Here is a 12,558-nt window from a genome sequence, read left to right on the forward strand (position 1 = left end):
ACGCTGACACTGCAGGAGCACCACAGGCCACGACGGCCTCACCGGTGCTCCACCACGGCCTGAGCACGCCCGAGAGGAGCCCGACAGCCATGACGAGCGACACCACGAGCGCAGCCGTCGATCCGTACGCCGCGCTGCCGGCGCGTCCCGTCGATCCGGCGCTGTTCACCCACGAGAGCACCTATGCGCCGACCCGCCTGCCCGTCGAGCTCGCCTCGACGCTGCTGCCCGACGCCTACACGTCGCCGGAGTTCTTCGCGCTCGAGCAGCAGCGGCTGTTCGCCACCAGCTGGGTCGCGGTCGGCATCACCAGCGACGTCGCGAAGCCCGGCGCCTGCATCGTCGTCGAGGTCGCCGGCCGGTCGATCTTCGTCACCCGCAACCGGCACGGCGCGCTGCGCGCCTTCCACAACCTCTGCCGCCACCGCGCGACGAAGCTGCTCGACGCCGACGCCCGCGAGGTCGGCAAGCGCGGGCGCATCCGATGCCCGTACCACAACTGGACCTACGACACCGACGGGACGTGTCTCGGGACGCCGCTGTTCGAGGACTCCGACGTCCCCGCCGGCCAGGAGCCGATCTTCGACACCTCGGTGGCGAAGGGCTTCGACCGCGCCGACTACGGCCTGCTCGACGTCGCCGTCGAATCGTGGGGCCTGTTCGTCTTCGTCAACCTCTCGCCGGACCCCGCGCCGCTGGCCACCCAGCTCGGCGACCTGCCCGACCGCTTCGCCGAGTACCGGCTCGACGAGTGGGTCACGCAGCGGACCAGCACGTACGACGTCGCCGCGAACTACAAGCTCATCGGCGAGAACTTCATGGAGTACTACCACCTGCCCTGGGTGCACCCGGAGCTCAACCAGGTCTCCAAGTTCTCCGACCACTACCGCTGGCAGGGCCCCGGTCTGTACACGGGCATGTGCACCACGCCGGTGTCGCGCAACACCGACGCCGGCGGCTGGGACGGCCTGAAGGCCCTGAGCACGCTGGGCCCGCAGGACGCCGACAGCGGGCGGTTCGTGTGGCTGTTCCCCGGCACCGCGCTGGTCGTACTGCCCAACCACGCGTTCGTGCTGTTCAACCGGCCCGTCGCGGCGAACCGGACCGTCGAGACCGCCGTCCTGCTGGCGCACCCCGAGTCCCTCGACGCGGCGGGCGGGGACGACACCGCCGAGGAGGGGATCGAGCAGCTCGCGAAGTTCTGGGACCTCGTCAACCGCCAGGACCTCGAGATCGTCGAGCGCGTCCAGGAGGGCCTCGAGAACCCGGCCTACCGCGGCGGACGCATGTGCTTCCGCTTCGAGGATCCGCTGCACCGGTTCCAGAACATGGTCATCGACAAGATCGTCGGCATCGAGCGCGTCCCCGGCGGCGACGCCCTCGAGCCCGGCGACACCATGACCCGCATGTTCCCCGACCCGTGACCGCCACCCTGGCCCACGGGGCCGCCGAGCACCGCGTCGGTGGGCAGCGGGTGCCGTCCCGGCACGAGCCCCTCCCCGTCGAGGACCCGTCCACCGCGACGACGATCGCCCACGTCGCGCGCGGCGACGCCCAGGACGTCGACCTCGCGGTGTCCGCCGCCCGGGCCGCCGCACGCCGCACCCGTGCGACGACACCGGCCGAGCGCGGGCGGCTGCTGCGCTCCCTCGCCGCGGCGCTCGACGCCGATCTCGAGGGGTTCGCGCGTCTCGAGACCCGCGACACCGGCAAGCCGCTGTCGCTCGCCCGCTCGGAGATCGCCGGGTGCGTCGGCTACCTCGACTACTACGCCGGCGCCGCCGACAAGCTGCACGGCGAGACGATCCCGATCGGGCCCGGCGCGCTCGCCTACACCGTGCGCGAGCCGGTCGGGGTCACCGCGCACATCGTCCCGTGGAACGCGCCGCTGTCGATGCTCTGCCGCAGCGTCGCGCCGGCGCTGGCTGCCGGGAACACCGCGGTGGTCAAGCCCGCCGAGCAGACCCCGCTCACCGCCCTGCGCTTCGCCGACGTCGTCGAGGGCCTCGACCTCCCGCCGGGGAGCGTCAACGTCGTCACCGGTCTCGGGACCGAGGCCGGCGCCGCCCTCGCGGCCCATCCGGGCATCGGGTCGCTGACCTTCACCGGGTCGGTCGCCACCGGCCGGGCGGTGCTCCGCGCGGCCGCGGAGCACATCACGCCCGTGGTGACCGAGCTCGGCGGCAAGTCCCCGCAGATCGTCTTCGCCGACGCCGACCTCGACGACGTCGCGAGGCAGGTGGTCACCGGCTTCACCGCCAACAGCGGGCAGTACTGCGACGCCGGCTCCCGCCTGCTGGTCGCACGGGCGGCGCACGACGAGCTCGTCGAGCGCATCGACGCCCGGCTCGCCGCGCTCACCCTCGGCGCCGGGATCGACGACCCGGACCTGGGCCCGATGGTGTCCGCCGAGCACCGCAGGCGCGTCACGGACTACGTCGCGCTGGGCGCCCGCGAGGGCGCCACCGAGGTCGGCCGACGACGGGCCCTGCCCGGGTCGGGACACTTCGTCGCCCCCGTGGTGTTCACCGGCGTCACCCCGGAGATGCGCATCGCCCGCGAGGAGATCTTCGGCCCGGTCCTCGCGGTGCTCGGGTTCGACGACGAGGAGCACGCCGTCGAGCTCGCCGACGCCACCGACTACGGCCTGGGCGTCGGCATCCACACCCGCGACATCGACCGGGCGCTGCGCATCGCCGACCGGGTCGACGCCGGCTACGTGATGATCAACGAGTACTTCGCCGGCAGCCCGGCCGTCCCCTTCGGCGGAACCAAGCTCAGCGGCACCGGCCGCGAGCGCGGGCTCGTCGCCCTCGAGAGCTACCTCAAGAGCAAGACCGTCGTCGCCCGCGTCGGTCCCACCACGGCCCACCACGCCACACAGCAGGGAGAACCATCGTGACTGCGGACGCGGCCGACGTCGTCATCATCGGCGGCGGCCTCGAGGGCTGCGCCGCGGCCTGGGCGCTGACCCGGCGCGGCATCACCGACATCGCCATCGTCGAACGCGACACCGTGGGCTCCGGCGGCACGGGCAAGTCGTCGGGCGTCGTGCGCTGCCACTACGGGGTCTCGTCGCTCGCGGCGATGGCCACCCGCAGCCTGGAGACGTTCGAGAACGCCGAGGACGTGCTCGGGGCGGACGTCGGCTTCCACCAGACCGGCTACGTGGTCGGGGTCGGGCCGGAGAACGTCGACGCCCTGCACGCCTCGGTCGCCGACCAGCGCGCCGTCGGCGTGCGCACCGAGGACATCGACCACACCGACGTGCGCAAGCTCTGGCCCGTCGCCGACCTCGAGCCCTTCGCGGCCTTCGCGTGGGAGGAGCGCGGCGGGTACGGCGACGCCTACCAGACCGCGCAGGCCTTCGCGGGTGCCGCGCGCCGCGCCGGTGCGCGCCTGCGGCAGGGGACCACCGCCACCGCGATCCGCACGTCCGGCGACCGTGTCACCGGCGTCGAGCTCGCCGACGGCACCGCCATCGCGACCGAGCACGTGGTGCTCGCCGCGGGCCCGTGGTCGGTCGGCCTGCTCGCCGCGCACGGCATCGAGCTGCCGATCACCCCGCACCGCGAGCAGATCGTGCTCGTCGACCCCGGCCAGGACCTCGGTCCCGTCCCGGTGTTCTCCGACCTGGTCTCGCTGCAGTACATCCGGCCCGAGGGCGCGGGCACGCTGCTCTTCGGCAACTCCGACCTGTCGATCCTCGAGCCGGCCGACCCCGACCGGTACTCGAACCAGGCGACGTCGTCGTTCGTCGACCTCACCGTCGAGAAGGTCGGTGACCGCCTGCCCGGTCTGGCCGATCCGGCGATCGCCGCGAGCTACGCCGGCTGCTACGACGTCACGCCCGACTTCAACCCGGTGATCTCGGCGGCCCCGCTGGACGGGCTCGTCGTCGCCGCCGGCTTCTCGGGACACGGCTACAAGATCTCGCCGGCTGTCGGGCGGCTCGTCGCCGACCTCGTCAGCGACGGCGTGAGCTCCGACCCCGACATCCCCGCCCGGGACTTCCGGCTCTCCCGCTTCGCCGAGGGCGACCTGCTCCGGAGCCCCCACCCCTACGTCGGCGCCGGCCAGATGCGCTGAGGACGGAGACCCGCGATGGACCTCATGATCCATGAGCGCCGCGACGAGGCCGACGGCGTCGTCTCCCTGACCCTCGCCCGCGCCGACGGGGGCGAGCTCCCCGCCTGGGCGCCGGGCGCCCACGTCGACGTGACCCTCGCCGACGACCTCGTCCGCCAGTACTCCCTGTGCTCCGACCCGGGCGACCGGCAGCGCTGGCGTCTCGGCGTGCTGCGGGAGCCGGAGAGCCGCGGGGGATCGGAGCACGTGTTCGACAAGCTGCACGACGGCGACATCGTCGAGGTCGGCGAGCCGCGCAACCACTTCGCGCTCGAGCCCGCACCGCGCTACGTGTTCGTCGCCGGCGGCATCGGGATCACCCCGATCCTGCCGATGATCGCGGCGGCGGAGGCCGCGGGCGCGGAGTGGACGCTGCTCTACGGCGGGCGCACCCGCACCTCGATGGCCTTCCGCGACGAGCTCGCCGCCCACGGCGACCGCGTCGTGCTCGCGCCGCAGGACGAGGTCGGCCTCCTGGACCTCGGGGGCCAGCTGATGGTTCCCCGCCCCAGCACGCTCGTCTACGCCTGCGGGCCGGAGCCGATGCTCGACGCGCTGGACACCGCGATGACGGCGTGGCCCGCCGGCAGCCTCCGTGTCGAGCGGTTCGCGCCGCGCGCGATCGCGACGGACGGTGCCGACGAGGCCTTCGAGGTGGCGTGCGCGTCCAGCGGCGTCACCCTGGTCGTCCCCCCGGACCGGAGCATCCTCGAGGTCGCGCAGGAGCGCGGGCTGCCCGTGGACTTCTCGTGCGGGGAGGGCACCTGCGGCACCTGCGAGACCCCGCTGCTCGTCGGTCGCGCCGAGCACCGCGACTCGCTGCTCACCGACGAGGAGAAGGCGGACCAGGACACGCTGTTCATCTGCGTCTCCCGGGCCGAGCGCGGCTGCCCGCGCCTGGAGCTGGATCTCTGAGCCATGCGCATCGCCGAGGTGCACGTGTACCAGAAGGACCGCCCGTTGAGCGGCGCGGTCTACCGCATGTCCGAGGGCGCGTACTCGGCGCTGGACTCGACGATCGTGGAGATCGTGTCGGACACGGGCGTCTCCGGCTGGGGGGAGACGTGCCCGGTGGGCCCGACCTACGCGCCGTCCCACGCCCTGGGGGCACGCGCGGCGTTGCAGCAGATGGCGCCCGGGCTGGTCGGACTCCCCGTCACGGGTCCGCTGGCGGTCCAGCGGGCGCTGCACGGGCTCCTGAACGGCCACGCCTACGCCAAGGCGGCGATCGACATCGCCGTGTACGACCTCGTCGGCAAGGCCCACGGCATGCGGGTGTGCGATCTCCTGGGCGGCGCGACGAGCGACCGGGTGGACGCCTACTACTCGCTCACGGTCGGCGAGCCGGACGACGTCGCCCGCATCGCCGTGGAGAAGATCTCCGAGGGCTACCCCCGGCTCCAGGTCAAGATCGGCGGACGGCCGGTCGACCTCGACATCGAGACGGTCCGGAAGGTGTGGGAGGCGACGGGCTGCACCCGCCTGGCCGTCGACGCCAACCGGGCGCTGACCTCCCGCGACGCCCTCCGGCTCAGCCGGGAGTGCGCCGACGTCCCCCTCGTGCTCGAACAGCCCTGCAACACCGTGGAGGAGATCGCGGCGATCCGCGGGCAGCTGCACCACGCGGTCTACCTCGACGAGAACACCGAGTCCGTGGGCCACGTGCTCCGGGCGATCTCGCTCGGGGTGTGCGACGGGTTCGGCCTGAAGGTCACGCGCCTCGGCGGGCTCGGCGCCATGGCCACCGTCCGGGACGTCTGCGAGGCACGCTCCCTGCCCCACACCTGCGACGACTCCTGGGGCGGGGACATCATCGCGGCCGCCTGCGCCCACCTCGCGGCGACGGTCCACCCGCGCCTGCTCGACGGCGTCTGGATCGCCGAGCCGTTCATGGACGGGCACGACGACTTGACGAACCCGGTGCGGATCGAGAAGGGACGCATCACGGTGCCGACCGGTCCCGGTCTCGGCGTCGTCCCCGACGAGGGCGTCTTCGGCGCGCCCGTCGCCTCCTGTGCCTGACAACCCCCAGACCGAACAGGTGAGAGACATGACCATCCCCCCGAATGCCAGGTACGTGATCGTCGGCGCCGGGATCCACGGGCTGTCGACCGCGTGGCACCTCGCCACGGAGCTGCGGGAGCGCGGCCTCGGGGATGGCGGCGACGTCCTGGTCGTCGACAAGACCGACATCGGCGCGGGCGCCTCGGGCGTGGCGTGCGGGGTGATCCGCAACAACTACTTCCAGCCCGCGATGCGCCGGTTGATGGCGCACTCGGTGGACGTGTGGGAGTCCGACCCGGAGGCGTTCTCGTACCACGGCGTCGGCTACATCCAGGCCGCTCCCGACGCCATGCGCGACGACGTGGTGCAGATCCACGCCGAGCAGCAGGCGATCGGCTACGAGTCCGTGCTCGTCGATGGCGTCGAGGCCTGCCACGAGTACATGCACGAGATGTTCTCGGACTGGCAGGCGCCCGGCGTCTCGGTGATCCTCCACGAGAAGCGCGGGGGATACGCCAACAACGTGGCATCCCTGCGGGGTCTGGCGGACAAGGTGCGCGACGCCGGGGTGACGATCGCGACCGGCGTGACCGTCACCGGCATGCGGCTGGAGAGCGGCCGGGTCGCGGCGGTGGAGACCGACGCCGGGGCGATCGGGTGCGAGCACGTGGTCGCCGCGGCCGGCCCGTGGGTCCGCGACCTCTGGGCCATGCTCGACCTGCCGAGCACCGTCACGGTCCGCACGCCCGAGGGACGTGTCATCCCCGACGCGCCCATGTGGACCTACTGGGCACTGCAGGAGGGAATCCTCGACGTCGACCCCCAGGAGTTCATGGACAACCGGGGCGAGTTCCCGCCGGTGATCCACGTCGACTCCGACGCGCCGCTCTACGACGACGTCGACGGGACGTTGATCACCGACCGGATCTGGGGCATCTACTACAAGCCCGACTTCCACTTCGGTGGCGTGCAGGGCGGCGCCTCACCGGAGCCGATCGGCCGCCCGGCCGACACCGTCGCGGTCGACCCGTACGGGACGGCGAGCCCGGAGTTCGTCGTCGGCGAGGACTTCGTCCGGATGTGGACCTCCGCGCTGGCCGCCTGCCACAAACGCTTCGAGGGACGTCGCGACATCTACCGCAAGGAGCCCTCCGGCGGGATCGGCGCCTTCACCCCGGACAGCTTCCCGGTGTTCGACACGTTCCGGGAGAACGCCTACGTCATCGCCGACTCCAACCACGGCTACAAGATGATCGGGGTCGGCGCCCTCGTGGCCCGCGAGCTGCTCGGCGAGCCCCAGGAGCTGCTCGAGCCGTTCCGCCTCGCCCGGTACGAGCGCGGGGAGCTGCACCCGACCAGCCACTCGCCGTTCCCCTGGAGCTGATCGCAGAGCCCTGAGCTGCCGAGATCGGACTAGGGCGTGACGATGGCGAAGTCGGGGTCCGGCGCGTCGGTCAACGCGGTCAGGCGCGCGAGGACGCCCGCGTCCCCGGCCAGCTCGACGCCGTCGGTGGCGCCCGAGGAGAGCAGGGCGAGCAGCTGCGGGCGCGTCAGCGTCACGGCCAGGTCCGCGTCCCGCTTCGCTGCCGTGGGGTGGTGGATGAGAGCGCCGTTGCTCACCTCCATGTGGAAGTGCTCGCCGGTGTCGCTCAGGGTCCAGCCGATCGCGAACGCCTCGTCCCAGGCCTTCTCCCCGACGACACGGATGGCCACCGAGTCGAACAGCTGGGTGACGGTCAGGGCCGGCGCCATCCCCGACGAGTCGAGCTCGGTGTGCCCGATCGACGTCGCACGGAGCTCGTGGGCGCCCGTGAGGTAGGCGTTGCGCCACGTCGCGTTCTCGGCGCCGTAGCCGAGCTGCTCCAGGACCTCGGCCAGCACCTCGCGGGCCGCCCGGTCGTCCGGCTCGGCGAAGACGGCGTGACTGGCGAGCTCGGCGGCGAAGCGCAGGTCGCCGTCGGCGCCGAACCGCCGGGCGGCGGCGACGGCGGCCTCCTGGCCGCCCAGCGCGGCGACGTAGCGCTTGCCCGCCGCCTCGGGCGGGTGCTGCCAGAGGTGGGCGGGGTTCGCGTCGTACCACCCGAGATAGCGCTGGTAGATCGCCTTGACGTTGTGGTTGACCGACCCGTAGTAGCCGTGGGTGTGCCAGGCCCTCTCCAGGGCCGGCGGCATCTCGATCATCTCGGCGATCTCCGCGGCGACGTAGCCCTTGTTGATCAGCCGCAGGGTCTGGTCGTGCAGGTAGGCGTAGAGGTCCCGCTGCTCGGTCAGGTAGCCGACGATGTCCTCGGTGCCCCAGGTCGGCCAGTGGTGCGAGGCGAACACGACGTCGCTGTCGCGGGCGAAGAGGTCGATCGCCTCGGCCAGGTAGCGCGACCAGATGCGGGGGTCACGCACCTGCGCGCCCCGCAGCGTCAGCAGGTTGTGGAGGTTGTGGGTGGCGTTCTCCGCCATGCACAGCGCCCGCTTGTCGGGGAACGCGAGGTTCATCTCGGCCGGGCACTCGGTGCCGGGGGTCATCTGGAAGACCATCCGCACCCCGTCGACCGTCTCCTCCTGGCCGGTGTGCGTGATCTCCAGGGTGGGGGCGATCAGACCAGGGGTCCCTGTGGAGCCGCCCGCGCCGAGACCGACGCCGAGCGTCCCGGTCGCGCTCTTCGCGAGGTGGACCGCGGCGTAGTAGTAGCTGCGGCGCAGCATGGCGACGCCGGCGTAGACGTTCTCCGACACCGCGTGCTCGAGGAAGTGCTCGGGGGCGATGATCGGGACGTCGGTGGCGGCGTCGACCACCCCGAGGACGCCGCCGAAGTGGTCGATGTGCGCGTGGGTGTAGATCACCGCGGACACCGGGCGGTCGCCGCGGTGCCGGCGGTAGAGCGCCAGCGCGGCGGCCGCCGTCTCGGCCGAGATCAGGGGGTCGATGACGATGATGCCGCGGTCGCCCTCGACGAGGGTCATGTTGGACATGTCGAAGCCGCGGACCTGGTAGATGCCCTCGCTGACCTCGTAGAGCCCGTGCTTCGCGGTGAGCTGCGCCTGGCGCCAGAGGCTGGGGTCGACGGTGTCCGGACAGTCGGCGTCGAGGAACGCCCACTGGTCCATGTCCCACACGACGCGGCCGTCCGCGGCCGTGATCACCATCGGCTCGAGGGTCCCGATCAGGCCGCGGTCGGCGTCGGCGAAGTCGCGCCGGTCCGAGACGTCGCCGCCGCGTGGTCCGTCCGTCATCAGCATGGTGCAGAGCTCCTGGGGCAGGTGACGGCGCCGGGGCGCGATCGGCGGGTGGGACGGGACCGGCGGCGGTGCTCGGGGCGGCCCGACATGCCGGTGACGTTAGGAACCCGGGCCGCGATCCGGTTCACCCGCGCGGGATGAGTGGCGCGGTGCGCGGTGCGCTCATCCCCCGCGGGGGAGCCGCACCGCCCGTGGGCCGCCCTACTCTTCCGGCATGGTCGAACGCACCGCCACGACTCCGGCGAGGTCGGGCGAGCACGCCGCCGGCCGGGTCCGTGCCGCGATCTACGGCACCGTGATCGCGATGTCGGTGCTCGCCTACCTCGGCGACCACGAGCCGGGGCCGTGGGTGACGGCGCTGACCGTCGCGGGCACCGGCATCGTGATCTTCCTGGCCGAGGCGTACGCCGAGGTGGTGGGCCGTGCCTACACCGGCGTCGCGGCGCCGTCGGCGCAGGAGGTCCGGGCGGCGCTGCAGCACAGCTCCTGGGCTGCGGTTCCCGGATTCGTGGCAGGCGTCGTCCTGCTGGTGCTGGCGCTGCTGCGCGTCGACCTCTCCACCCGCATCGACATCACGCTCTGGGTCGGGGTCGCGGCGCTCGCCGTCTGCAGCGCCCTCGCCGGGCGCGGCACGCACCGTCCACCGGCCGTCCGGGTGGCCTGGACCGTCGCGTCGATCCTCGTGGGTTCGGTCATCGTCGCGCTCAAGGCCGCGGTGCACTGAGCCGCGGTGCACTGAGCCGCGGTGCACTGAACGGGGACGCCGTGGTGTCGACCGGGACGGCAGAGCCGACGTCTACCCGCTCGTGGAGCGCGGCTCCGGGTGGGTGACGTGGCTGTCGTCGAACCCCCGGCTCGACGCCATGCGGCGGGCGAGCTCGGCGCCGGCGTCCATGTGCTGGGCGATCGCCTGCATGGAGTGGCCCGGTCCACCGGCGGCCGGCGGCTGGAGATCGACCGAGCGCAGGAGCCGGACGGCGGCGTCGAGCATCGCCGCCACGGCCTGGGCGACGTCGGGCTTGCCGACCTCGCTGACCTTGTCGGCGGCCGGCCGGGCATCGCGTCCGGCGGCCAGGGCGCGGGCGGCCTCGTCGAAAGCTGTGATCGCTACGTGCTCAGCGCTGTCCATCGAGGGGCATTCTGGCCGAACCCCCCGAGGACCGCGCGTCGATCGTCGCGCGTCGGGGGAGGCCCGACCGGGCACACCCCGACCGTGTTTCGGAGCCACGCCGCGGGCGGAGTGATCGTCGATCCGCAGGGCCGGGTGGTCGTCGTCCGTCAACGGGCGCGGACGTGGTCGCTGCCCAAGGGCCACGTCGAGGCCGGCGAGGGCGTGCTCGACGCGGCGCGGCGCGAGATCGACGAAGAGTGCGGGCTCGGCGACCTCGAGCTCGTGCGCGAGCTGGGGTCGTACACCCGGTGGGGCTTCGGCCACGGTCTGCCCGAGCGCAAGACGATCACGTTGTTCCTGTTCCGCAGCTCCGAGACCGCCCTGCAGCCCCGGGATCCGGCCAATCCGGAGGCGCGGTGGGTGCCGCAGGACGAGGTCGCGGGGACGCTCTCGAACCCGGCCGACGCCGAGTTCTTCCGGGGGCACGTGCTGCCGCTGCTCGCCGGGACCTGAGGCGCCCTGCCTACTCCGCCCGGACCAGCCCCCAAGGCGTTCGGAGCCACCTCGCGGCGTCGTGTGATCGACGGGGGTTTTCCGGGGTACCGCCTGGCCCGGGCGGTTCAGCAGCAGCCGGTCACGACTTCCGGGCCTGTTGCAGGAGACCCCCCATGGCTACCGCCGATCGTCACGTACCCCTGTCATCGGAGGCGCCGTCGCGTCGTGACGGGGCCGTCATCGCCGTCCGTCCGGTCGACGCCGCGCACGGCGTGATCGTCACCGTCTCCGGTTCGGTGAGCGCACCGGACGCCACGGAGCTCGGCGAACACCTCCGGCGCGAGTTCGACCGCGAGCCCAGCGTGGTCGTCGTCGACCTGTCGGCCGTCCCTGCCTGCGACGGCGCCGGCCTCGAGGTCCTGTCGCAGGTCCGGGACCGAGCGCGGACGAGCGGGATCGCCCTGCACCTGGTCCATCTCGGGGCCCCCGACGCCAGGGCGTGGCTCGCCGACGCCCGCCTGCTCTGAGGCAGACCAGCCGAGGGCTGGTCTATCGGCGTGTCCCGCCCGCCTCGGGGCGGGAGCCGGAGGTGTCGGCGTTGTCGAGGAGCCACTGCGCGACGGCGGTGAGCTTCAGGTTGGTGTCCTGGGAGGACTTCACCAGCATCTGGAAGGCGCCCTCGTCGTCGACCTTGAAGCGCTCGCGCAGCAGACCCTTGGCCTGCCCGATGAGGTCGCGGCTGTCGACCGCGCGCTGCAGGTGGATGGCGGTGTTCGCGCCGTAGAGCAGCACGGCGGCCTGGATGCCGAACAGTCCGGCCAGCGTCTGTGCTTCGTCGTCGAAGGCGTCGGGTTCGGCCGAGTAGAGGTTCAGCGCGGCCCGGATGCCGCCGTCGACCGAGAGCTGCGTCGACATCAGTCCCCGGTAGCCGGCTTCGGCGGCGTAGGGCGAGAACCGTGGCCAGCGGTCGGCGTCGGCCCCGGCGAGGTCCTGGGCGACGACGGTGCCGGTCTCGGGTGGGTCCTCGATCGCGGTGATGCACGGGCCCTCGTGGAGCTCGCTCTGCTTCTCGTCGAGCTTGCGGATGCTCTCGCTGGTGGGGTGGCGGGTCTCGACGCGGCCGTGCTCGGTGATCGAGATGCTGCCCGCGTCCACCGCGGGGACGGTGGTGACGGCCGAGGCGACGATCTGCTCGAGGGTCTGTTCGAGGTCGCGGACGCTGCGGCGCTGGGCCAGGTCCTGGGCCGCGGTGCGCAGCGAGGCGACGAGGTGATCGTGGTGCCCGGAGGTCATGGGTGCTTCCCGCTCGTCGAGGGCCGGTGGGCACGAGGCGCGAATGATCGAGCGCGCTGATCGGCAGAGCCGATGCGACATGCGCGGCGATCTGCCCTGTCGACCGGCTGGCGGAGGTCGGGGATGCACATGACGTACGGGACTGGAGAAGAGCTGCAGAGCAGGCGCCCCGTGTCCGGGTCACGGCCGTGCGGTCGACCTGTGCCACACCGTACAGCTCTCCGTCCCCGCTGGTGGGGCGGCGCGACCCCGCCCCCGCGGCGCCTCGCGGCGTGCGCGGAAGCGGGGCCGGC

12 protein-coding genes are annotated in these 12,558 nt (G+C 72.7%); 9 read left to right on the forward strand and 3 right to left on the reverse strand.

The genetic code is table 11. The annotated features are described in order from the left end of the window. Positions 1–89 precede the first annotated feature (89 nt). Genes PH191_RS27625 through PH191_RS27650 form a run of 6 tightly spaced genes read left to right on the forward strand, consistent with a single transcriptional unit; the run spans position 90 to position 7,516 of the window. Complete coding sequence (locus PH191_RS27625) at positions 90–1,424, forward strand: aromatic ring-hydroxylating oxygenase subunit alpha (protein ID WP_274197838.1); 1,335 nt, start codon at positions 90–92, stop codon at positions 1,422–1,424. After that, the gene (locus PH191_RS27630; RefSeq protein WP_274197839.1) at positions 1,421–2,902 is read left to right on the forward strand and encodes an aldehyde dehydrogenase family protein; all 1,482 of its coding nucleotides are present in this window, start codon (positions 1,421–1,423) and stop codon (positions 2,900–2,902) included. Before PH191_RS27625 ends, PH191_RS27630 begins: the two co-directional genes overlap by 4 nt. Next, a complete protein-coding gene (locus tag PH191_RS27635; protein ID WP_274197840.1) occupies positions 2,899–4,089 on the forward strand; it encodes an NAD(P)/FAD-dependent oxidoreductase in 1,191 nt (396 codons plus the stop codon). Before PH191_RS27630 ends, PH191_RS27635 begins: the two co-directional genes overlap by 4 nt. Positions 4,090–4,104: 15 nt before the next feature. Beyond that, a complete protein-coding gene (locus PH191_RS27640) occupies positions 4,105–5,043 on the forward strand; it encodes a PDR/VanB family oxidoreductase (RefSeq protein WP_274197841.1) in 939 nt (312 codons plus the stop codon). A gap of 3 nt (positions 5,044–5,046) precedes the next feature. Further along, a complete protein-coding gene (locus tag PH191_RS27645; protein WP_274197842.1) occupies positions 5,047–6,150 on the forward strand; it encodes a mandelate racemase/muconate lactonizing enzyme family protein in 1,104 nt (367 codons plus the stop codon). Between the two features lie 28 nt (positions 6,151–6,178). Further along, complete coding sequence (locus PH191_RS27650; protein ID WP_274197843.1) at positions 6,179–7,516, forward strand: NAD(P)/FAD-dependent oxidoreductase; 1,338 nt, start codon at positions 6,179–6,181, stop codon at positions 7,514–7,516. Between the two features lie 29 nt (positions 7,517–7,545). Here PH191_RS27650 and PH191_RS27655 read toward each other — a convergent pair whose 3' ends face one another. Then, a complete protein-coding gene (locus PH191_RS27655) occupies positions 7,546–9,366 on the reverse strand; it encodes an alkyl/aryl-sulfatase (protein WP_274197844.1) in 1,821 nt (606 codons plus the stop codon). A gap of 214 nt (positions 9,367–9,580) precedes the next feature. Here PH191_RS27655 and PH191_RS27660 point away from each other — a divergent pair, with 214 nt between their 5' ends. Further along, on the forward strand, positions 9,581–10,090 hold the full coding sequence (locus PH191_RS27660; RefSeq protein WP_274197845.1) for a hypothetical protein: 510 nt from the start codon (positions 9,581–9,583) through the stop codon (positions 10,088–10,090). Between the two features lie 72 nt (positions 10,091–10,162). On the opposite strand, the gene PH191_RS27665 is transcribed toward PH191_RS27660, so the two are convergent. Next, entirely contained in the window at positions 10,163–10,495 is a 333-nt protein-coding gene (locus PH191_RS27665; RefSeq protein WP_274197846.1) for a hypothetical protein, read from the reverse strand. Positions 10,496–10,579: 84 nt separating this feature from the next. Between PH191_RS27665 and PH191_RS27670 the strand changes: the two genes are divergently transcribed. Together PH191_RS27670 and PH191_RS27675 are read left to right on the forward strand one after the other, a co-directional pair. Beyond that, a complete protein-coding gene (locus tag PH191_RS27670; RefSeq protein WP_274197847.1) occupies positions 10,580–10,990 on the forward strand; it encodes an NUDIX domain-containing protein in 411 nt (136 codons plus the stop codon). A 155-nt stretch (positions 10,991–11,145) separates the two neighbouring features. Continuing rightward, positions 11,146–11,499, forward strand: coding sequence for an STAS domain-containing protein (locus PH191_RS27675; RefSeq protein WP_274197848.1), 354 nt, complete (start codon positions 11,146–11,148; stop codon positions 11,497–11,499). Positions 11,500–11,521: 22 nt separating this feature from the next. Here the strand turns inward: PH191_RS27675 and PH191_RS27680 are convergent, their stop codons facing one another. Next, the gene (locus PH191_RS27680) at positions 11,522–12,265 is read right to left on the reverse strand and encodes a GAF and ANTAR domain-containing protein (RefSeq protein WP_274197849.1); all 744 of its coding nucleotides are present in this window, start codon (positions 12,263–12,265) and stop codon (positions 11,522–11,524) included. Positions 12,266–12,558 lie beyond the last annotated feature (293 nt).

The sequence above is a fragment of the Actinomycetospora callitridis genome (assembly GCF_028737265.1).
GTDB lineage: Bacteria > Actinomycetota > Actinomycetes > Mycobacteriales > Pseudonocardiaceae > Actinomycetospora > Actinomycetospora callitridis.